This is a genomic window from Klebsiella sp. LTGPAF-6F (genome assembly GCF_001753185.1).
GTDB lineage: Bacteria > Pseudomonadota > Gammaproteobacteria > Enterobacterales > Enterobacteriaceae > Klebsiella > Klebsiella michiganensis.
The window spans coordinates 5,436,553-5,457,957 of record NZ_CP017450.1; the positions used below are offsets into that span (position 1 = coordinate 5,436,553).

General features: G+C 59.7%; 15 protein-coding genes. 9 read left to right on the forward strand and 6 right to left on the reverse strand.

Annotation, left to right across the window (positions count from 1 at the left end):
* Positions 1 to 275 precede the first annotated feature (275 nt).
* From ebgA to ygjK, 6 genes are all read left to right on the forward strand, one after another.
* A complete protein-coding gene (ebgA, locus tag BJF97_RS25430; protein ID WP_032693225.1) occupies positions 276 to 3,368 on the forward strand; it encodes a beta-galactosidase subunit alpha in 3,093 nt (1,030 codons plus the stop codon).
* A complete protein-coding gene (locus BJF97_RS25435; RefSeq protein WP_032693226.1) occupies positions 3,365 to 3,814 on the forward strand; it encodes a beta-galactosidase subunit beta in 450 nt (149 codons plus the stop codon). Before ebgA ends, BJF97_RS25435 begins: the two co-directional genes overlap by 4 nt.
* Positions 3,815 to 3,907: 93 nt before the next feature.
* Entirely contained in the window at positions 3,908 to 5,341 is a 1,434-nt protein-coding gene (locus BJF97_RS25440) for an amino acid permease (RefSeq protein WP_032693227.1), read from the forward strand.
* A 228-nt stretch (positions 5,342 to 5,569) separates the two neighbouring features.
* The gene (locus BJF97_RS25445) at positions 5,570 to 7,003 is read left to right on the forward strand and encodes an amino acid permease (RefSeq protein WP_032693228.1); all 1,434 of its coding nucleotides are present in this window, start codon (positions 5,570 to 5,572) and stop codon (positions 7,001 to 7,003) included.
* Between the two features lie 46 nt (positions 7,004 to 7,049).
* On the forward strand, positions 7,050 to 8,108 hold the full coding sequence (gene ygjJ, locus BJF97_RS25450) for a protein YgjJ (RefSeq protein ID WP_032693229.1): 1,059 nt from the start codon (positions 7,050 to 7,052) through the stop codon (positions 8,106 to 8,108).
* A gap of 17 nt (positions 8,109 to 8,125) precedes the next feature.
* The gene (ygjK, locus tag BJF97_RS25455; protein ID WP_032693230.1) at positions 8,126 to 10,474 is read left to right on the forward strand and encodes an alpha-glucosidase; all 2,349 of its coding nucleotides are present in this window, start codon (positions 8,126 to 8,128) and stop codon (positions 10,472 to 10,474) included.
* Positions 10,475 to 10,513: 39 nt separating this feature from the next.
* On the opposite strand, the gene lsrG is transcribed toward ygjK, so the two are convergent.
* From lsrG to lsrA, 6 genes are read right to left on the reverse strand one after another with little or no spacing between them, the layout of a single operon-like run.
* A complete protein-coding gene (lsrG, locus tag BJF97_RS25460) occupies positions 10,514 to 10,810 on the reverse strand; it encodes a (4S)-4-hydroxy-5-phosphonooxypentane-2,3-dione isomerase (RefSeq protein ID WP_032693232.1) in 297 nt (98 codons plus the stop codon).
* Positions 10,807 to 11,694, reverse strand: a complete 888-nt coding sequence (lsrF, locus tag BJF97_RS25465; protein WP_004125444.1) for a 3-hydroxy-5-phosphonooxypentane-2,4-dione thiolase — start codon at positions 11,692 to 11,694, stop codon at positions 10,807 to 10,809. Before lsrF ends, lsrG begins: the two co-directional genes overlap by 4 nt.
* 11 nt (positions 11,695 to 11,705) lie before the next feature.
* On the reverse strand, positions 11,706 to 12,707 hold the full coding sequence (lsrB, locus tag BJF97_RS25470) for an autoinducer 2 ABC transporter substrate-binding protein LsrB (protein WP_032693233.1): 1,002 nt from the start codon (positions 12,705 to 12,707) through the stop codon (positions 11,706 to 11,708).
* Between the two features lies 1 nt (position 12,708).
* A complete protein-coding gene (gene lsrD / locus BJF97_RS25475) occupies positions 12,709 to 13,701 on the reverse strand; it encodes an autoinducer 2 ABC transporter permease LsrD (protein WP_014226923.1) in 993 nt (330 codons plus the stop codon).
* Positions 13,702 to 14,736, reverse strand: coding sequence for an autoinducer 2 ABC transporter permease LsrC (gene lsrC, locus BJF97_RS25480; RefSeq protein WP_014226924.1), 1,035 nt, complete (start codon positions 14,734 to 14,736; stop codon positions 13,702 to 13,704). It lies immediately after the preceding gene.
* Positions 14,733 to 16,220 carry an autoinducer 2 ABC transporter ATP-binding protein LsrA gene (gene lsrA, locus BJF97_RS25485; RefSeq protein WP_014226925.1) on the reverse strand — a complete coding sequence of 496 codons (1,488 nt, stop codon included), beginning with the start codon at positions 16,218 to 16,220 and terminating at the stop codon, positions 14,733 to 14,735. The genes lsrC and lsrA overlap by 4 nt, the downstream gene beginning before the upstream one ends.
* A 219-nt stretch (positions 16,221 to 16,439) precedes the next feature.
* On the opposite strand from lsrA, the gene lsrR reads away from it, so the two are divergent.
* The 3 genes from lsrR to BJF97_RS25500 all read left to right on the forward strand — a co-directional run bounded on the left by lsrR (position 16,440) and on the right by BJF97_RS25500 (position 21,286).
* On the forward strand, positions 16,440 to 17,411 hold the full coding sequence (gene lsrR / locus BJF97_RS25490; RefSeq protein ID WP_004105944.1) for a transcriptional regulator LsrR: 972 nt from the start codon (positions 16,440 to 16,442) through the stop codon (positions 17,409 to 17,411).
* Positions 17,412 to 17,448: 37 nt separating this feature from the next.
* Positions 17,449 to 19,041, forward strand: a complete 1,593-nt coding sequence (lsrK, locus tag BJF97_RS25495; RefSeq protein ID WP_032693234.1) for an autoinducer-2 kinase — start codon at positions 17,449 to 17,451, stop codon at positions 19,039 to 19,041.
* Between the two features lie 223 nt (positions 19,042 to 19,264).
* Positions 19,265 to 21,286: an NADPH-dependent 2,4-dienoyl-CoA reductase gene (locus BJF97_RS25500; protein ID WP_032693235.1), complete on the forward strand. Its 2,022-nt coding sequence runs from the start codon at positions 19,265 to 19,267 to the stop codon at positions 21,284 to 21,286.
* Positions 21,287 to 21,405: the final 119 nt, after the last annotated feature.

The window sequence follows — 21,405 nt, forward strand, 5'->3', positions numbered from 1 at the left end:
CGCCTCCGGGAAATTCCCCCCTCTCTGCGCCCGGCCCCCGGGGGCGGCGCTTGACGCGCCTTGCCCGGGCTACGGGTTCACCGCCGTCTGCCAAACGGTAGCCCGGACAGATGCGCAGCATCGCCTCCGGGAATGTCCCCTTCCCGACGCTAACCGCAGGCGTCCGGTAACGCTCATTTTGTGATCGAGTTAAAGTAAATCGCTCCCGGTGATTTTATTTAGTAAAAGTTTTACTAAAATAACCTCTATCCGTTTAGTCCGTTCAGGGAGGCGATATGAATCGCTGGGAAAATCTTCAACTCACTCATGAAAACCGGCTGCCTCCGCGCGCCTATTTCTTCTCTTACGATTCGCTGGCCCAGGCGCGAACCTTCGCCCGTGAAACCAGCAGCCGCTTTTTGTCCCTTAGCGGACAGTGGAACTTCTGCTTCTTTAACAACCCGCTGCGGGTGCCGGAAGCGTTCACCTCGCAATACATGAGCGACTGGGGGCCGATTACCGTACCGGGAATGTGGCAGATGGAAGGCCACGGCCAGCTACAGTACACCGACGAAGGCTTTCCTTTCCCGATTGACGTTCCCTACGTGCCGACCGACAACCCTACCGGCGCCTATCAGCGCATCTTTACCCTCAGCGAGGGCTGGCAGGGCCAGCAGACCCTGATTAAATTTGATGGCGTCGAAACCTATTTTGAAGTGTACGTTAACGGTCAGTACATCGGTTTCAGCAAAGGCAGCCGCCTGACGGCGGAGTTTGATATTAGTCACGCGGTAAAAATCGGCGACAACCTGCTTTGCGTGCGCGTCATGCAGTGGGCGGACTCCACCTATATAGAAGATCAGGATATGTGGTGGTCGGCGGGTATCTTCCGCGACGTGTATCTGATGGGCAAAAACCCGCTTCACGTCCAGGACTTCACTCTGCGCACCGATTTTAACGATGACTACGTCGACGCCACGCTCTCCTGCCAGCTGGTGCTGGAAAATCTCGCCGCGCAGCCGGACGCAGCGACGCTGGAATACGCGCTGTTCGACGGCGAAAAGGTACTGTATGAAGGTGCAACGCCGCGCCTGAGCGTCAGCCAGTTGCTGAACGTCGACTTTGCGATCGACGTGAAGGCGCCGCAGCAGTGGTCGGCGGAAAATCCCTGGCTCTATCACCTGGTGATGACGCTGAAAAACGCCGCCGGGGAGATTATCGAAGTTATCCCGCAGCGCGTCGGTTTTCGCGATATCAAAGTGCGCAACGGCCTGTTCTATATCAATAACCGCTACGTGATGCTGCACGGCGTTAACCGTCACGACAACGACCATCTGAAGGGCCGCGCCGTAGGGATGGATCGCGTTGAGAAAGATCTGCTGCTGATGAAGCAGCACAATATCAACTCGGTACGTACCGCCCACTACCCCAACGACCCGCGTTTCTATGAGATGTGCGACATTTACGGCCTGTTCGTGATGGCGGAAACCGATGTCGAATCCCACGGCTTCGCCAACGTCGGCAACCTGAGCGCCATCACCGATGACCCGGCATGGGAGCATATTTACGTTGAGCGGATCGTGCGCCACGTCCACGCGCAGAAAAACCATCCGTCGATCGTCATCTGGTCGCTGGGCAACGAGTCCGGCTACGGCTGCAACATTCGCGCGATGTATCACGCCGCTAAGGCGATCGATGATACCCGGCTGGTGCATTACGAAGAGGATCGCGACGCGGAGGTGGTGGATATCATCTCCACCATGTATACCCGCGTGCCGCTGATGAACGAATTTGGGGAATATCCGCATGCCAAGCCGCGGATTATCTGCGAATACGCCCATGCGATGGGCAACGGTCCAGGCGGGCTGAGCGAATACCAGAACGTGTTCTATCAGCATGACAGTATTCAGGGCCACTACGTATGGGAGTGGTGCGATCACGGAATCCAGGCCACCGACGACAGCGGCGCGGTATGGTACAAATTCGGCGGCGACTACGGCGACTATCCCAATAACTACAACTTCTGCCTCGACGGGCTGATTTTCTCCGACCAGACGCCTGGACCCGGGCTCAGAGAGTACAAGCAGGTTATCGCCCCGGTAAAAGTTCAGGCGACCGACATCGCCCGCGGCGAGCTGCGCATCGACAATAAGCTCTGGTTCTCGACCCTCGATGACTACACCCTGCGCGTGGAAGTGCGCGCCGAGGGGGCTACGCTTGCCAGCCAGCAGCTTAAGGTGCGCGATCTTGCGCCAAACAGCGGCCGCGATATCAAAATCGACCTGCCGGCGCTCGACGACCGCGAAACCTTCGTCAACATCATAGTGACCAAAGATTCCCGTACGCCGTACAGCGAGGCCAACCATCCGATCGCCGTCTACCAGTTCCAGCTCAAAGAGCAGACCGCAGCAAAAACACCGCTGATTAACACCAGCGCCACCTCGCTGCACATTGCCGATGAACGTCTGAGCTACAGCATCACCGGGCATAACTTCCGCGTGGTCTTCTCTAAAGTCAGCGGCAAACTGAGCGAATGGCAGGTGAACGGCGTAGACCAGGTGACCCGTGAACCGAAGATTAACTTCTTCAAGCCAATGATTGATAACCACAAGCAGGAATACGAAGGGCTGTGGCAGCCCAATCATCTGCAAATCATGCAGGAGCATCTGCGCGAATTCAGCGCCGAGCAGCGCGACGATACGGTGATTATCACCGCCCGCAGCATCATCGCCCCGCCGGTTTTCGATTTCGGCATGCGCTGCACCTATCGCTGGCAGATTACCCCGCAGGGCCATATTAACGTTGAGCTTGCGGGCGAACGTTACGGCGACTATCCGCACATCGTGCCGTGCATCGGTTTTATGCTGGGCATTAACGGTCAGTTTGAACAGGTGGGTTACTACGGTCGCGGTCCCGGCGAAAACTACGCCGACAGCCAGCAGAGCAACATCATTGACCTCTGGCGCACCACCGTGGACGACATGTTCGTGAACTATCCGTTCCCGCAGAACAACGGCAACCGCCAGCACGTCCGCTGGGCCGCGTTTACCGACCGTCACGGCAGCGGTCTGATGGTGGTCCCGCGCGATCCGCTCAACATCAGCGCCTGGCACTATACGGCGGAGAATCTGCACGCCGCGCAGCACTGTAACGAACTGCGTCGCAGCGATGACATCACCCTGAATATCGACGCCCAACTGCTCGGCCTGGGCTCTAACTCCTGGGGGAGCGAGGTGCTGGATAGCTGGCGGGTGTGGCTCAAACCGTTCAACTATGGCTTTACGCTGCTGCCGCTGGAAGGCGGGAGCGCTTCCTCGCAGACGCTGGCGAATCATAGCTTTGGCGCCGGTTTCTTTTCCTCCGATTCACACAGCGAGGCTGAAAAATGAGAATTCTCGATAACTTAGAACAGTTTAAGCAAATTTATCACAGTGGGCGTAAATGGCAGCGCTGCGTAGAAGCGATTAATAACATCGACAATATTCGGCCCGGGGTGGCCCACTCTATCGGCGATTCGCTCTCCTATCGCGTGGCAAGCGACAGCACCACGGATGCGCTGTTCGTTGGCAACCGCCGCTATTTCGAGGTGCATTACTACCTTCAGGGTCAGCAAAAAATTGAGTTTGCCGCCAAAGAGCAGCTGCAGACCGTGGCCTGCTATCGCGATGAAACCGACCGTGAATATTTGAAAGGCATTGGTGAAACCGTGCAGGTTCACGAAGGACAAATGGTGATTTGCGACCCCCATGAAGCCTATCGCTTTATCTGCGACTCGCCGGTCAAAAAGGTGGTGCTCAGAGTAACTATCGAAGACGGCTACTTCCTGAATAAGTAAGCCCGCGTGAAGCAAGATGAGGCCAGCGGGTTGACTCGCTGGCCTTCCCGGCCCTAACCCTCAATGCGGGCCAGATAATTTTTCGGAGGACTTATGTCCGAATCAGTTCGTGCCAAAATAGGTAAATTCGCCCTGCTGTCGATGGCGTTTGCCGCCGTATTTAACGTACGAAATATTGTTAATAACAACATCGAGTTAGGGCTCAGCTCCGCCCCTATCTTTCTGTTTGCGACGGTGGTCTATTTTATTCCATTTGTGTTTATCATCGCCGAATTCGTGTCAGCGAATAAGAATTCCGAATCAGGTATGTACGCCTGGCTGAAGCAGCCTTTAGGTACCCGCGCGGCCTATCTCGGCTCGTTCCTGTACTGGTTTGTGAACCTGTTCTTTTTCCTGTCGCTGCTGCCGAACGTGGTGGCCTACGCCTCGTACGCCATTATGGGTTACGCCATTCCTTTCTCGCCGATGGTCACGTCGCTGATCTCTATCGTCCTGTTCGCCATGGCCACCCACATTTCCACTAAAGGTGCGACCTGGCTGGGGAAAATCTCCGAATGCGTGGCGTATGGCGTCTTCGCGCTATTTGCGATTTACGTGGTCGGCGCTTTTACCGCGCTGGGCGCGGGCCATATCCCCGCGCAGCCGATTACGCTGCACGCCATGGCGCCTACCATCAACTGGGCGACGCTGGGGATCATGTGCTGGATTTTCCAGGCGGCAGGCGGGGCTGAAACCGTCGCCGCGTACCTGAACGACACCAAAGGTGGGCAGAAATCGTTTATTAAAGTCATCATCACCGCCGGGATCCTGATTGGCGGCATGTACGCGCTGGGCTCTTTGCTGGTCAACGTCTTTGTGGCACGTGAAGATCTGACCTATGCGGCCGGCATGGTGGAAATCTTCACCGGCCTCGGCGCCTATTTCCATATTTCAGAAGCGCTGACGGGCCGCTTCGTCGGCATCATTCTGTTTATCGCCATTTTCGGCAGCATGATGATGTGGACCGCCGCACCGGTAAAAATTCACTTCTCTGAAATTCCTGCCGGCATCTATGGCAAAAAAACCACCGAGCTGAACGTCCACGGCGTGCCGGTGCGCGCCGCCTGGTGGCAATTTGTCTTCGTCTTTCTGATGCTCATCGTGAACGGTTTCGGCTCCGCCAGCGTTCAGCAAATGATGAACACCGCTATCAACCTGACCGCGGGTACCGCGATGCTACCGCCGCTGTTTATCATGGCCGCCTACTTTGTTTTCCGCTGGAAACACGACGACACGCCGCGCGACTTCCGCATGGGGTCACGAAAGGTTGGGATGGCCGTGGTGTCGATGCTGATGGTGATTTTCCTGGTCAGCATGACCGCCTCGGCTTTCCCGCCGGGGGTCGATCTGGTGAATGCCTTCTTCATTAACGTCTTTATGACCGCAGTCTTCTCCGGACTCGCGTGGTGGTGGATAACCCGCTTTGAGAAAAAACAGCGCAAGAGCCAACCATCGGTGCTGAAATCAGCGGTAAATCCGGTGAAATAAGCGACAGTTCCTCCCGCCAGCGTTAAATCGCCTGGCGGGATTTTTTTACCCGCCAGCCGGGATCTCGCGCTCAACCATTTTCGTGATCGAGTTAAAGCAATTCATTTTTACCGCTTTTATTTACTAAAATTTTTACTAAAATTAACCACAATACTTAACTACCTCTACCCTACAAACAACACAATCCCCTTCGGCCATTCTCTGAAGGACAATGTGTGGAGATGTGTTATGTCTGATATCAAACGTAATACCATCGGCAAGTTCGGCCTGCTGTCGCTGACCTTCGCCGCCGTCTTCAGTTTTAACAACGTGATCAATAACAATATTGAGCTGGGGCTGGCGTCGGCGCCGATGTTCTTCCTCGCGACCCTGCTCTACTTCGTTCCTTTCTGCCTGATCATCGCGGAATTCGTTTCGCTGAATAAAAACTCCGAAGCGGGGGTTTATGCGTGGGTAAAAAGCTCCCTCGGCGGGCGCTGGGCCTTTATTACCGCCTACACCTACTGGTTCGTGAATCTGTTCTTTTTCACCTCGCTGCTGCCGAGGGTCATCGCGTATGCCTCCTACGCCTTCCTCGGCTACGAGTACATTCTGACGCCCGTCGCCACCACGATGTTGAGCATGGCTTTGTTCGCCCTGTCGACCTGGGTGTCCACCAACGGCGCAAAAATGCTGGGTCCTATTACCTCGGTGACCTCGTCGTTAATGCTGCTGCTGACGCTCTCCTACATTCTGCTTTCCGGCAGCGCGCTGGTGGGCGGTATTCAGCCAGCGGATCCGATTACCGTGGATGCAATGATCCCGAACTTTAACTGGGCGTTCCTCGGCATCACCACATGGATCTTTATGGCGGCCGGCGGGGCGGAGTCCGTCGCGGTGTACGTCAATGACGTGAAAGGCGGATCGAAATCATTTGTTAAGGTCATTATCCTCGCCGGGATCGTGATTGGCGTGCTGTACTCCATTTCCTCGGTGCTGATTAACGTGTTTATCAGCAGTAAAGAGCTGAAATATACCGGCGGATCGGTACAGGTCTTCCACGGCATGGCGGTCTGGTTTGGCCTGCCGGAAATCGTGGTCAACCGTTTTGTCGGCCTGGTCTCCTTTACCGCCATGTTTGGTTCGTTATTAATGTGGACCGCGACGCCGGTCAAAATCTTTTTCTCCGAAATCCCGGCCGGCATATTTGGTAAAAAAACCGTCGAGCTCAATCAAAACGGCGTACCGGCGCGCGCGGCGTGGATCCAGTTCCTGATTGTGATTCCGCTGATGATTATCCCGATGATGGGCTCCAGTACCGTGCAGGATTTAATGAACACCATCATCAACATGACCGCCGCCGCCTCGATGCTGCCGCCGCTGTTTATCATGCTGGCGTATCTCAACCTGCGCCGCAGGCTCGATCATCTGCCGCGCGATTTTAAAATGGGCTCACGCACCACCGGTATTACGGTGGTCTCGATGCTGATTGTTATTTTCGCTATCGGCTTCGTCGCCTCAACCTTTCCCACCGGCGGCAATATTCTGACCATTATTTTCTATAACGTCGGCGGCATTGTTATCTTCCTCGGATTTGCGTGGTGGAAATACAGCAAATACGTGAAGGGATTAACGATAGAACAAAAAAGAATTGAAGCGGCGCCGGCTTCCGACGCGTCATAAGCCATTTTCCCTAAAATAATAAATTACAATATCTCTTAATAATGCGATGAAAAAGAATAACTTGATTTACGGGGCGCTTGCCGCCCTGGCCTTGTGCACACCTGCCGTAGCGGCTGATGTTGCTCACCCGGCGGAACATGATGACATGAAAACGCCTGAACCGAGCGCCACTTCCTATCGTTTTTACGGTGAACTGGGGGTCGGCGGATATATGGATTTAGAAGGCGAGGATAAACATAAATATAGCGATGGCACCTATATTGAAGGCGGGCTGGAAATAAAGCACGGCAGCTGGTTTGGCTTAATTTATGGCGAAGGCTGGACGGTCCAGGCCGATCGTCAGGGGAATGCCTGGGTACCGGATCACGGCTGGGGCGGATTCGAAGGTGGAATAAACCGCCTCTACGGCGGATATAAAACCGATAGCAGCACCGAGATTATGCTCAGCCTGCGCCAGGATTCATCGCTCGACGATCTGCAGTGGTGGGGCGATTTCACACCCGACCTCGGCTACGTGATCCCCAATACGCGCGATATTATGTACGCGCTCAAGGTGCAGAACCTGGCGGGAGATTTTCGCTACAGCGTGACCGCCACGCCCGCCGGGCACCACGATGAAAGCAAAGCGTGGCTCCATTTCGGCAAATACGACCGCTACGACGATAAATATACCTACCCGGCGATGGTCAACGGCTACGTCCAGTACGATATTGCCGAAAAGGTCACCTGGATGAACGGTCTTGAGCTAACCGACGGTACCGGTCAGCTCTTGTTAACCGGTATTCTCACCCCCAACCTCGCCGCCCGCGCCTGGCACCATACCGGGCGCGCCAGGGGGCAAAACGTGCCGGGAACGGAGACCGGCTTTATGGCCAGCGCCATGTATGAAGCGCTCAAGGGCGTGTATCTCTCTACCGCCTATAGCTACGCCAAACACCGCCCGGATCGCGCCGCCGAGGAAACCACCTCGTTTATGCAGTTCGGCATCTGGTACGAATATGGCGGCGGACGGTTCGCGACCGCCGCGGACAGCCGCTTCTACATGAAAAACGCCTCCGGAGACCCGAGCGACCAGGTTTTCCTGATGCAATATTTCTATTGGTAAAAAGGGATATCAATACCGTGAAAATCATCACCACTCTGACGCCGCTGGCCTGCGCCCTGCTGCTAAGCTTTTCCGCCCACGCGCTGACCGCGGATGACTTTAAAAATGTTATCAACCGCAGCGGCGCGCCGCAGGCGATGCAGGATTTCGATGGCGACGACCACCAGCGTTTCAACCCGTTTTTCGATTTGGGCGCATGGCATGGGCATCTGCTGCCGGACGGTCCAGCCACCATGGGCAGCTTTCCGGGGCCCGCGCTGCTCACCGAGGAGTACATCAACTTTATGGCGACCCATTTCGATCGCCTGACGGTGTACCAGAACGGCAAAAAAGTGGCCTTCACCATGCAGGCCTGGAGCCTGCCCGGGGCGCTGGTGCAAACGCTCTCCGCGCCCGGCGTACAGATCGAGATGACCCTGCGCTTTGCCAGCGCGCACACCTCTTTACTGGAGACTAAAATCACCAGCAGCGGTCCGCTTAAGCTGGTCTGGGACGGCGAGCTGCTGGAGACGCTCTCCGCCAAAGAGGGGAAACCGCAGTCAACGCAAACCATCGACCAGGCCTTCCCGGACTATCAGCGCCGCCTGAGCGCGACCCACGACGGACTGACGGTCAGCTTCGGTAAAGTCCGTTCCGCATCGGATTTAATGACCTCCGGCGAATCGCAGTATCAGATCCATCGCTCCCTGCCGACGGTCACCCAAATCGATGGCCATCGATTCACCAGCAGCGCGCAAATCAACGGCTCGACCACGCTCTATACCACCTACTCGCACCTGCTGAACGCCGAGCAGGTGCGCCTTGAGAAAGCGCAAATCCGCGATATTCTGGCGCGACCGGCGCACTATCTGCGCGCTTCCGAGGCGCGCTGGAACGGCTATCTGCAAAAGGGGCTGACCAATCCTGATGCCACGGCGCAGCAAACCCGGGTGGCGGTGAAAGCGATCGAAACCCTTAACGGCAACTGGCGCGCGCCGGGCGGCGCCGTTAAGCACAACACCGTCACGCCGTCGGTAACCGGGCGCTGGTTCTCCGGCAACCAGACCTGGCCGTGGGATACCTGGAAGCAGGCCTACGCCATGGCCCACTTCAACCCGGAGATCGCGAAAGAGAACATCCGCGCCGTCTTCTCCTGGCAGATTGCCGCCGACGATAAAGTGCGACCGCAGGATGCCGGGTTCATTCCGGATCTGATCGCCTGGAACCTGAGCCCGGAGCGCGGCGGCGACGGCAGCAACTGGAACGAGCGGAATACCAAACCGAGCCTGGCGGCCTGGTCGGTGATGGAAGTCTATAACGTCACGAAAGATAAAGCCTGGCTGGCGGAAATGTACCCGAAGCTGGTGGCCTACCATGACTGGTGGCTGCGCAATCGCGACCACAACGGCAACGGCGTGCCGGAGTACGGTGCGACCCGCGATAAAGCGCACAACACCGCCGATGGCGCGATGCTGTTTACCGTGAAAAAGGGCGATAAAGAACGGACGCTTTCCGGCCTGAAAACCTACGAGCAGGTAACGGCGAAGGGCGATTACGACAGCCTGGAGATCCCGGCACAGGTGGCCGCCTCCTGGGAATCGGGGCGCGACGACGCGGCGGTCTTCGGCTTTATCGATAAAGATCAGCTGGATAAATACATCGCCGACGGCGGCAAACGCAGCGACTGGACGGTGAAATTTGCTGAAAACCGGGATAAAAGCGGCAATCTGCTCGGCTATTCGCTGCTGCAGGAGTCGGTCGATCAGGCCAGCTATATGTACAGCGACAACCACTATCTGGCGGAGATGGCGACCCTTCTCGGCAAGCCGGAGGAGGCAAAACGCTACCGGGCGCTGGCGCAAAAGCTCGCCGACTATATCAACACCTGCATGTTCGACCCGCAGAGCAAATTCTATTACGACATTCGCATTGAAGCGCAGCCGCTGGCAAACGGCTGCGCCGGTAAGCCGATCGTCGAGCGCGGCAAAGGGCCGGAGGGCTGGTCGCCGCTGTTCAACGGCGCGGCCACTCAGGCGCATGCCGATGACGTCATTTCGGTGATGCTGGACAACAAAGAGTTCAATACTTTCGTACCGCTGGGTACCGCCGCATTAACGAATCCGGCGTTTGGCGCGGATATTTACTGGCGCGGCCGCGTGTGGGTGGACCAGTTCTGGTTCGGCCTGAAAGGGATGGAGCGCTACGGCCACCGCGAAGAGGCGCTGCAGCTGGCGGACGCCTTCTTCAGGCACGCCCGGGGGTTAACCTCCGATGGCCCGATTCAGGAGAACTACAATCCGCTCACCGGCGCTCAGCAGGGCGCGCCGAACTTCTCCTGGAGCGCAGCGCATCTGTACATGCTGTATAACGAGTTTTTCCGTAAGTAGCTACGATGTCCCCTCACCCCGCTGGGGTGAGGGCTCGTCTTACACCTCCGGCAGCAGGCCGATAAAGCTGCGCTTCTGCCGCGGCTGCGACATCAGCGCCTCCAGCTTCGCCACGCAGGCCAGATAGTGCGGGGTTTTCTTGTGCGCCAGCACCGCTTCATCATCTTTATAGGCTTCATAGATAAAAAAGCGCGTCTTCACCTCCGGGTCCTGCAGGACGTCAAAGCGCAGATTGCCCGGCTCCTGCAGCGCCCCTTCGTGGTTGGCGCGGAACACCTCAAGAAACTCGTCGACCCGTTCCGGTTTGATATTGATTTCCACCAGCGTTACGTTCATTGCAGCTCTCCCTGTTTTTCCTCCTGCCAGAACTGATACGCCTCGCGGGCGCTCAGGTTCTCATGCACCACTTTTTTCACCGCCTTCAGCATCGCGCGCGGCGCGCTGGACTGGAAGATATTCCGCCCCATATCCACGCCGGAAGCCCCCTGGTCGATCGCCCGCCAGCACATCTCCAGCGCCTCCTGCTCCGGCAGCTTTTTGCCCCCGGCGATGACTATCGGCACCGGGCAGCTGGCGGTGACTTTCTCAAAGCCTTCCTCAACAAAGTAGGTTTTCACGAACTGCGCCCCCATTTCGGCGGCAATGCGGCTGGCCAGCGAGAAGTAGCGGGCGTCGCGGGTCATCTCTTTGCCCACGCCGGTTACCGCCAGCACCGGCATACCGTAGCGGTTGCCGGCGTCCACCAGCTTGATGATGTTGTTGATCGACTGATGCTCATGCTCGCTGCCGATATAGACCTGCGCCGCCACCGCGCAGACGTTCAGGCGCAGCGCGTCCTCCATCGCCACCGCCACGCACTCGTTGGAAAGTTCGCTGAGGATCGAGTTGCCGCCGGAAGCGCGCAGCACCACCGGTTTGTTGGTCGCCGCCGGCACCTGACTGCGCAGCACGCCACGGGTGCACATCAGCACGTCGGTCTCTTCGAACAGCGGCGCAATAGAGAGATCGATACGCTCCAGCCCGGTGGTCGGCCCCTGAAAATAGCCGTGGTCGAACGCCAGCATCACCGTGCGGTTGCTCTGCGGGTTGAAGATACGCGCCAGCCGCGACTGCATCCCCCACTCCAGCGACCCGCAGCCCTTCAGCGTATACAGCGTATTCTGCTGCGGACGGTCTAAGCCGAAGTTTTTTCCCTCTTTGATATCGTCTAAATCAGCCATCTCATCCTCCATCAGAAATCGTAGTTATTGATATTCTCTTTGGTGAACACCACCCGCTCCGGCAGCAGCACGATGCCGTTGCCTTTCGCTTCATACTGATAGCCCTGCACGCTGTTGGGCTCGACTTTCAGGGCGCCGAGATCTTTCACATCAACGCTGTCGCCGACGTTAAGATCGCCCTTTTTCAGCAGACGATCGGCGACGTTAACCGCGATCTTGCCCTGCTGCACCACGTCCCACAGGCCGAAGGCTTTTACCGTGCCGCGCTCCACGTAGGGACGCATCACGTTCGGGGTACTAAAGCCGACAATCGCCACGCCCTGGCGCTTGAGATTCTCTGCCGCCTGGGCAGCCGCCGGAAGCGCGTTGGCGTCCGGGGCGATAATGGCGTCGAGATCCGGGTACGCTTTTAAGATCCCCTCGGCGGTTTGCAGCGATTTGGTGGCGTCGTTATAGCCAAACTGCGTGGTCACCACTTCCCACTGCGGATGCGCTTTTTCGATTTTGGCCTTCGCCTCTTTTACCCACTGGTTCTGGTCGGTCACCGTCGGGCTGGAGTAGAAAAACGCCACTTTGGCGGCAGGCTTCGTCACCTGCTTTTCCGCCATCTCCACCAGCAGGCCGCCGAGCTGCTGCGGCGTACCCTGGTTGATATAGATGCTGCGGCACTCTGGTTTGGTATCGGAGTCCCAGGTCAGGACCTTCACCCCGCGCTGCATCGCCCGCTTCAGCGCCGGGCACAGCCCGTCCGGCGATACGGCGGAGACGATAATCGCGTTGTAGCCCTGGTTGACGAAGTTGTTGATCAGCTGCACCTGCCCGGAGACGCTCGGTTCGGTCGGGCCGTCGTAGGTGACGTCCACGCCGAGCGCTTTACCCGCCTCTTTCGCGCCGTTACCGCCGCTGGTAAAGAAGCCGACGCCAACCAGCTTAGGAATAAAGGCGATACGGTCCGCCGCCTGGGCCGATGCCATACCCAGCGCCATCGCCAGCACGATCAGTTTTGTTTTCATTTTATGCTCCGATTGTTTTACGCGAGAAAAGACGCCGCCAGCTCATCCGCACCCATTCACGGTGCAGGCTCAGCGAACGCCCCATCACCACCACAACCAACAGCGCCCCTGACAGCGCGCTCGACACCTGGTTGGGGATGCCGACCATTTGCAAACCTTGTTGTAAATAGCCCACCAGCAGCGCGGCCAGCGCCGTGCCGACGATCGAGCCGGAACCGCCGTAGATATTGGCCCCGCCGAGCACCGCGGCGGTCAGCGCCGGCATCAGCAGGTCGCGGCCTAAGTCCGAGCGCGCCGAGCCGAAATAGGAGACCATCACCAGCGCCGCTACCGCCGACGCCACGCCCACCAGGCCATACAGCGCGTAGGGCATCCCGTTAACGGAAAGCGCGGCGTAGCGCGCGGCGCGCGGGTTCTGCCCGAGCAGAAAAAGGTGCCGCCCAAAGCGCCCGCGGTGGGCCAGCAGCCAGAAGAAAAAGGTGATAACGGCGAACAGCACCAGCGGTATCGGCAGGCCGAACAGGGTCAGGTTGGCGAAGGCGGTAAAGCTATCCGGGAATCCGCCGATGCCTTCGTAGCCGGTTGCCCCGGCCATACCAGAAAGCAGCAGCGCGCCGCCGCCGTAGAGGTACAGGGTGCCGAGCGTAATCACCAGCGGGCTAATACCGGTGTAATGAATCAGCGCCGCGTTCAGCAACCCGCACAGCAGGCCGAGCAGCAGCGTCAGGGGGATTGCGAGGCTCATGGGCCAGCCCGCCTGCATCATCACCCCCAGCGCGATGGCGCACAGGCCGATGGTGGAACCGAGCGAAATATCAATCCCGCCGCTGATAATTACCAGCGTCAGCGGCAGCGCCACGATGCCAATGCAGATAAAGTCGCTGGTGCTGAACAGCAGCATATTGAGATCCAGCATGCGCGGATTCAGGGCGCCAAACAGCAGGATCTCCAGCACCAGTAGCGCCAGCAGCGCGCTTTCCCAGTTGAGCTTCATTTACGCCACCTCTTTGTTTTTGCGTTCGGGAAACGGGGCCACGCGCTTGCCCCCTTTATTACCGGGCTGAAAGCGGCTGTACTTCAGCGCCCGCTGATGGCGGGCCAGCGCCTGACGCAGACGCCCGTCGAGCACCAGTACGCCGAGCAGCACCAGGCCGGCGATGAAGTCATTCCACCACGCCGGGAGACGGAACAGCACCAGCACGGTGTCAATTTGGGTGAGGAAGAAGGCGCCGAGAAAAGCGCCCAGCAGCGTGCCGGTACCGCCAAGCAGCGAGATCCCGCCGAGCACGCAGGCGGCGATGGCCTTCATCTCCAGGCCGCTGCCGGTCTGATTGGGCACAAAGCCAATCTGCGCGGCGAACACAATCCCGGCGCAGGCCGCCAGCATGCCGTTAAGGGTAAATGCCAGCATCCGCGTGCGGTTCACCGCCACCCCGAGCTGGCGGGCCGCGGCGAGGTTATCGCCGACGGCGTAAAAATCACGGCCAAAGGCGGTGCGCGACAGTATCCAGCCGCCCGCCAGCAGCAGCGCCAGCACCAGCCAGCCCAGCGGCGAAATACCGATGAACGCCGGCTCCGACAGCGCCTTCAGGCTGTTCGGTAAACCTTCAATCCACTTACCGCCGGTCCACAGCAGCATCACCCCGCGATAAAGCCCGAGGGTGCCGAGGGTGGCGACAATCGCCGGGATGCGCAGCCCCACCACCAGCAGGCCGTTAAAGGCGCCGGCCAGCGCGCCGATCGCCAGCGCGAAGGCGATGGCGGTCATCAGGCCATACCCGCTATTCAGCGCCACGCCTGTCGCGATAGCGCTCAGGCCGACGGTGGAGCCTACCGAAACGTCGATATTGCGAGTGAGCATCACCAGCGTTGCCCCCAGCGCCAGCAGGCAAAGGATCTGCGCGCTGGCAAAGATCATGGCCAGGGTTTGTAAACTGAAATAAGCCGGGTTGAGCGCCACCAGCCCGGCAAACAGCACCACGATGGCGAGAAAGGCGCTCAGTTCACGATTCTTTAATAACGTTTTCATGCCTGTCCTCCGAAGGCCAGGGTCATCATCCGGTCAACGCTGACCGCCTGCTGCGCCAGCTCGCCGCTCTGCCTGCCCTGATGCATCACCAGCACCCGATCGGCCAGGCCAACGAACTCGTCGAGATCGCTGGAGATCATCAATACCGCCACGTTCTGCGCGGCGACGCTTTTCAACAGCTGATAGATGTCGGCGCGGGCGGAAACGTCCACGCCGCGGGTCGGCTCATCGACGATCAGCAGCAGCGGGTTAGCCTCCAGGCAGCGCGCCAGCAGTACCTTCTGCTGGTTACCGCCGGAGAGCGTGCGCACCGGGCGATCGCCATCGGCCATTTTGATCCCCAGCGCCCGGTGATAGCGCTCCACCACCGCCGCTTCGCGCCTGTTCTGCTGCCACAGCGACGGCTGGTTAAACATCACCGTGTTCCAGCGCACCGGCGCATCGAGAAACAGCCCGGAAACCTGCCTGTCCTCCGGCAGATAGACCAGCCCGCAGGCAAGCCTGGCGCGCGTACTGTCGCGGCTGATATCGCGGTTTTCCAGCCATACCCGCCCGGCGCGCGCCGGTCGCAGACCGTAGAGCGTTTCGGCAAATTCGGTGCGCCCGGATCCGACCAGCCCGGCGAGGCCGACGATCTCCCCGGCGCGGATCTCCAGGTTGAGATCGATAAAACCTTCTCCGGTCAGATCTTCTACTCTAAGGACCGGGAAATCCTGCGCCTGAGTGCGGCGATTGCCCGGCAGCGCCAGCCACAGCTTTTGCGTGTCGCTCAGCGCACGATCGCGGCTGACGGGCGTCATTGCGCCGATTAGCTGGTTGTCGCCGTAGTGCGCGGTTTCCCCGCTCAGCACCACCGCGCCGTCGCGCATCACCGAGACGTGGCTGGCGACCTGGCGGATCTCCGGCAGCTTGTGCGAGATAAACACGATCCCGACGCCGAGCGCCTGCAAAGAGCGGATCTGGCGAAACAGGCGCTCGGTTTCCCCCGGCGTCAATGAGGCAGTGGGTTCATCGAGGATCAGGATCTGCGCGTCGCGCATCAGCCCGCGCAGGATCTCCACCATTTGTTGGTCGGCGACTTCCAGGGTGCTGGCCGCCGCCTCGAGGTTAAGCTGGCAGCTAAGCTGCTGAAGCTTTTCCTGCAGGCGGGCCTCGGTATCCGCCCGCTTTGGCAGACGAAAAAGAATATTTTCCCGCACCGTCAGATTGGGGAATAACATCGGTTCCTGCGGCACCAGATACACGCCCTGCTGATGGGCCTGGGCGGGAGTAAGGCGCGCAAATGTACGTTCGCCGAGGATGAGCTCACCGCTGTCGGGGGTCTCTACCCCGGCGATAATCTTCATCAGCGTCGATTTTCCGGCGCCGTTACCGCCCATCAGCGCGTGCACCTGGCCGGAAAGCAGCGTGAAATCAATCTGCTTCAGCACGGTGACGCCGGAGAACTGTTTGCCGATTTGGCGAGCTTCAAGCAGTGGCTTCATCATCGCGCCTCATTTTGAACAAAAGATTTTTTAAATTAATAATGTTCAAAATCGTAGACGGTGAACTATATTTACAACCGTGCAACGATCACAGTTTTATGCTTTCGATCGTTTGAAGAAAACCAGCGGACAACGAAAGATCCGTTTTGCCAGTCGGCTCACATTTTCCGACCGCGCAATAACGAACATATGATCTAAATTTTTATAAGAGTTCACTTTATGAGCGAAAAACGCATTACGGAAGAGAGCCGCTACGCCGGGCTGGCGTTAGCCGAGGAGGAGCTGGTGGCGCGGGTGGCGTGGTGTTACTACCACGACGGCCTGACGCAGAACGACATCGGCGAGCGTTTAGGGCTGCCGCGGTTAAAGATCTCCCGCCTGCTGGAGAAGGGCCGCCAGTCGGGGGTGATCCGCGTCCAGATTAATTCGCGTTATGAGGGCTGCCTGGCGCTGGAAACCGAACTTCAGCAGCGCTTCGGTCTGAAAATTGCCCGCGTGCTGCCGGCGCTGAATACCCCGCCGATGAACACCCGCCTGGGGATTGGCGCGGCGCAATCGTTAATGGGCGTGCTGGAGCCGGGACAGCTGCTGGCGGTGGGCTTTGGCGAAGCCACCATGAGCTGCCTGCAGCATCTGAGCGGGTTTATCGGCTCCCAGCAGGTTCGGCTGGTGACGCTTTCCGGCGGCGTGGGCCCGTATATGACCGGCATTGGCCAGCTGGATGCCGCCTGTAGCGTCAGTATGATCCCCGCGCCGCTGCGGGTGTCATCGGCGGATGTGGCAGAGATCCTGCGCCGGGAATCGAGCGTCCGCGACGTGATCCTGGCCGCGACGGCGGCGGATGCGGCGGTGGTAGGTATCGGCGCCATTGACCAGCGCCGGGACGCCACCATCCTGCGCTCCGGCTATATCAGCGAAGGCGAACAGCTAATGTACGCCCGCAAAGGCGCGGTCGGCGACATTTTAGGTTATTTCCTGCAGGCCGACGGCAAACCGGTTGAAGGGCTGGAGATCCATCGGGAACTGCTCGGCGTCACCCTTGATGAACTGGCGCAGCTGCCGACCATCGTGGGCGTCGCCGGGGGCACAGAAAAAGCGCAGGCGATTTACGCGGCCCTTATCGGCAAGCGGATTAATGGCCTGGTAACGGAAGAGACAACAGCACGCGCGGTGCTGACGCTGGCCTCATAACGGCCCTGCGCCGCGCAACACGAGCGAGGCGCATGTCATGAGTTACCTGTTAGCGTTAGATGCCGGGACCGGCAGCATTCGGGCGGTCGTATTCGATCTCCAGGGCCGCCAGATGGCGGTCGGCCAGGCCGAATGGAAGCACCTGAGCGTGGACAATGTCCCCGGCTCGATGGAGTTCGACCTTGGCACCAACTGGCAGCTGGCCTGCCAGTGTATCCGTCAGGCGCTGGCCGCCGCCCATCTCTCTGCGACCGATATTCAGTCCGTGGCCTGCTGCTCGATGCGTGAAGGCATCGTGCTTTACGACCGCAACGGCGAGGCCATCTGGGCCTGCGCCAACGTTGACGCCCGCGCCAGCCGCGAGGTGGCGGAGCTCAAAGAGATCCACGACGACCGTTTTGAATCCGAAGTGTACGGCGTGTCCGGGCAGACCCTGGCGCTGAGCGCCATGCCGCGCCTGCTGTGGCTGGCCCATCATCGCCCGGATATCTACCGCAAAGCGGCGACCATCACCATGATCAGCGACTGGCTGGCGGCAAAGCTTTCCGGCGAACTGGCGGTTGACCCTTCTAACGCCGGAACGACCGGCATGCTCGATCTCTTCAGCCGCGACTGGCGCCCGGCGCTGCTGGATATGGCCGGGCTGCGGGCCGATATTCTCTCGCCGGTCAAAGAGACCGGCAGCGTACTGGGAGCGGTGACCGACGCGGCGGCGGCGCAAAGCGGGCTGCGCGCGGGCACGCCGGTGGTGATGGGCGGCGGCGACGTCCAGCTCGGCTGCCTGGGCCTCGGCGTGGTGCGCGCCGGGCAGACGGCGGTGCTCGGCGGCACTTTCTGGCAGCAGGTGGTTAATCTGCCGGAAGTCCGAACTGACCCGGAGATGAATATTCGCGTTAACCCGCATGTCATTCCCGGCATGGCGCAGGCGGAGTCCATCAGCTTCTTCACCGGCCTGACCATGCGCTGGTTCCGCGACGCGTTCTGCGCGGAGGAGAAGCTGATTGCCGGGCGCCTCGGCGTCGACGCCTACAGCCTGCTCGAAGAGATGGCCAGCCGCGTGCCGGCGGGTTCCCACGGGGTGATGCCGATCTTCTCTGACGCCATGCACTTTAAGCAGTGGTACCACGCCGCGCCGTCGTTTATTAACCTCTCCATCGACCCGGAAAAATGCAATAAGGCCACCCTCTTCCGCGCGCTGGAAGAGAACGCGGCGATTGTCTCTGCCTGTAATCTGGCGCAAATTTCGCAGTTTTCCGGCGTGCGGTTTGACAGCCTGGTCTTTGCGGGCGGGGGCTCAAAAGGCGCGCTGTGGAGCCAGATCCTCAGCGATGTCACCGGCCTCCCGGTGCGGGTGCCGGAGGTCCGCGAGGCGACGGCGCTGGGCTGCGCGATCGCCGCCGGCACCGGTGCCGGGCTGTACGGCGATATGGCGGCGACGGGCGAGAAGCTGGTGAGCTGGCACCGGGAATTTACGCCCAATCCGGCGCATCGCGAGCTGTATCACGAGATGATGATCAAATGGCAGTCGGTGTACGCCGAGCAGCTCGGTCTGGTGGACAGCGGATTAACGACCTCGATGTGGCAGGCGCCGGGGCTGACGCGCCGTGCCCCTGTTGCCCCCTCACCCTAAGCCTCTCCCCTACAGGAGAAGAAACCGTCCGGGCATAACTGGCCCCGGCGCCATTCCGCCCTTCTCCCCCTCCCGGAGGGAGAGGGCCGGGGTAAGGGAGAACCTTCCGCCGTTCTTTGAATCCCATCACAATCGCCGCACTCCCCTTTTCCCTTTTCGCCCGCGGCGGCTAAATTAGTAACTCATCCGACCACATAACAATAATTTTACACTGGAAGAGATTATGAGCCGCTACCCGTCGCTTTTCGCCCCGCTTGACCTGGGGTTCACAACGCTCAAAAACCGCGTGTTGATGGGCTCGATGCACACTGGCCTGGAGGAGCTGCCGGACGGCGCACAGCGGCTGGCGGCGTTTTACGCCGAGCGCGCCCGCCACGGGGTGGCGCTGATCGTCACCGGCGGGGTTGCCCCGGCGCCTTCCGGCGTCACCATGGCGGGCGGCGCGGTGCTTAACGACGCCAGCCATCTCGCTCATCACCGCCATATCACCGATGCGGTACACGAGGAGGGCGGCAAAATCGCGCTGCAGATCCTGCATACCGGGCGCTACAGCTACCAGCCGCAGCTGGTGGCCCCTTCCGCGCTGCAGGCGCCGATCAACCCCTTTACGCCTCACGAACTGAGCCACGAAGAGATCTTACAGCTGATCGATGATTTTGCCCGCTGCGCCCAGCTGGCGCGGGAAGCAGGGTACGACGGCGTCGAAGTGATGGGCTCGGAAGGCTATCTGATTAACGAATTTCTTGCCGCGCGCACCAACCTGCGCGACGACCAGTGGGGCGGCGACTACGCCCGACGCATGCGTTTTGCCGTAGAGGTGGTCAGAGCCGTGCGGGAGCGCGCGGGCAGCGATTTTATTATTGTCTACCGCCTGTCGATGCTCGACCTGGTCAGCGGCGGCAGCACCCTGGCGGAGGTCACCGAGCTGGCGAAAGCGATTGAAGCCGCCGGGGCCACGATTATCAATACCGGCATCGGCTGGCACGAGGCGCGCATTCCCACCATCGCCACTCCGGTACCGCGCGGCGCGTTTAGCTGGGTCACCCGCAAGCTGAAAGGCGCGGTGTCGATCCCGCTGGTCACCACCAACCGGATTAACGATCCCGCCGTGGCGGAGGCGATCCTGGCCCGCGGAGACGCCGACATGGTATCGATGGCCCGCCCTTTCCTCGCCGACAGCGAATTTCTCTCTAAAGCACAGAGCGGGCGGGCGGATGAGATCAATACCTGTATTGGCTGCAACCAGGCCTGCCTCGATCGGATCTTCGCCGGTAAAGTCACCTCGTGTCTGGTCAACCCGCGCGCCTGCCATGAAACCCTGATGCCGATAGCGCCCGCGACCGCACCGAAGCGGCTGGCGGTAGTCGGCGCCGGTCCTGCCGGCCTGGCCTTTGCCGTTAACGCCGCCTCGCGCGGGCATCAGGTGACGCTCTTTGACGGGCACCATGAGATTGGCGGCCAGTTTACTATCGCCAAACAGATCCCCGGCAAAGAGGAGTTCCATGAGACTCTGCGTTATTACCGCCGGATGCTGGATCTTACCGGCGTCGCGCTGCGGCTTAAAACCCGGGTGACGGCCGACGATCTGCGGGCATTTGATGAGATTATCCTCGCCACCGGGATCGCCCCGCGGATGCCGGATATCGCCGGGATCGATCATCCGAAGGTGCTGAGCTACCTCGATGTCCTGCGTGATAAAGCGCCGGTCGGCAAGAAGGTGGCGATTATCGGCTGCGGCGGGATCGGCTTTGATACCGCCATGTACCTCAGCCAGTCCGGCATCGCCACCAGCCAGAATATTGGCGAGTTCTGTGCGGAATGGGGGATCGATACCAGCCTGCAGAGCGCGGGCGGATTACGCCCGGAGGGGATGCAGCTGGCTAAAAGCCCGCGCCAGATCGTGATGCTCCAGCGCAAAACCAGCAAGCCCGGCGACGGGCTGGGGAAAACCACCGGCTGGATCCATCGCGCTACCCTGCTGGCCCGCGGCGTCCAAATGATCCCCGGCGTCAGCTATCAACGGATCGATGATGCCGGCCTACATGTGACGATCGGCGGCGAATCTCAGGTGCTTAACGTTGATCATGTGATTATCTGCGCCGGTCAGGATCCCCGCCGCGAGCTGGCCGATCCGCTGCAGACGGCGGGTAAAACGGTGCATTTGATTGGCGGCTGCGACGTGGCGATGGAGCTGGACGCCCGGCGGGCAATCGCTCAGGGCACCCGGCTGGCGCTGTCGATTTAGGGAAAGAAAACCCGGCCGGTAGTCCGACTAAGGTATCAGCCGGTAGCCCGACTAAGGCGTCAGCCGGTAGCCCGGCTAAGGCGTCAGCCGGTAGCTCGGCTAAGGCGTCAGCCGCAAGC

What these genes read in the sequence shown, in the direction of transcription:
- lsrG (WP_032693232.1), bottom strand. Translation starts at nt 10,810, where the DNA reads ATGAACGTAACGCTGGTGGAAATCAATATCAAACCGGAACGGGTCGAC.
- ygjJ (WP_032693229.1), top strand. Translation starts at nt 7,050, where the DNA reads ATGAAAAAGAATAACTTGATTTACGGGGCGCTTGCCGCCCTGGCCTTG.
- BJF97_RS25440 (WP_032693227.1), top strand. Translation starts at nt 3,908, where the DNA reads ATGTCCGAATCAGTTCGTGCCAAAATAGGTAAATTCGCCCTGCTGTCG.
- lsrK (WP_032693234.1), top strand. Translation starts at nt 17,449, where the DNA reads ATGAGTTACCTGTTAGCGTTAGATGCCGGGACCGGCAGCATTCGGGCG.
- lsrR (WP_004105944.1), top strand. Translation starts at nt 16,440, where the DNA reads ATGAGCGAAAAACGCATTACGGAAGAGAGCCGCTACGCCGGGCTGGCG.
- BJF97_RS25500 (WP_032693235.1), top strand. Translation starts at nt 19,265, where the DNA reads ATGAGCCGCTACCCGTCGCTTTTCGCCCCGCTTGACCTGGGGTTCACA.
- ebgA (WP_032693225.1), top strand. Translation starts at nt 276, where the DNA reads ATGAATCGCTGGGAAAATCTTCAACTCACTCATGAAAACCGGCTGCCT.
- lsrA (WP_014226925.1), bottom strand. Translation starts at nt 16,220, where the DNA reads ATGAAGCCACTGCTTGAAGCTCGCCAAATCGGCAAACAGTTCTCCGGC.
- lsrB (WP_032693233.1), bottom strand. Translation starts at nt 12,707, where the DNA reads ATGAAAACAAAACTGATCGTGCTGGCGATGGCGCTGGGTATGGCATCG.
- BJF97_RS25435 (WP_032693226.1), top strand. Translation starts at nt 3,365, where the DNA reads ATGAGAATTCTCGATAACTTAGAACAGTTTAAGCAAATTTATCACAGT.
- lsrD (WP_014226923.1), bottom strand. Translation starts at nt 13,701, where the DNA reads ATGAAGCTCAACTGGGAAAGCGCGCTGCTGGCGCTACTGGTGCTGGAG.
- BJF97_RS25445 (WP_032693228.1), top strand. Translation starts at nt 5,570, where the DNA reads ATGTCTGATATCAAACGTAATACCATCGGCAAGTTCGGCCTGCTGTCG.
- lsrC (WP_014226924.1), bottom strand. Translation starts at nt 14,736, where the DNA reads ATGAAAACGTTATTAAAGAATCGTGAACTGAGCGCCTTTCTCGCCATC.
- lsrF (WP_004125444.1), bottom strand. Translation starts at nt 11,694, where the DNA reads ATGGCTGATTTAGACGATATCAAAGAGGGAAAAAACTTCGGCTTAGAC.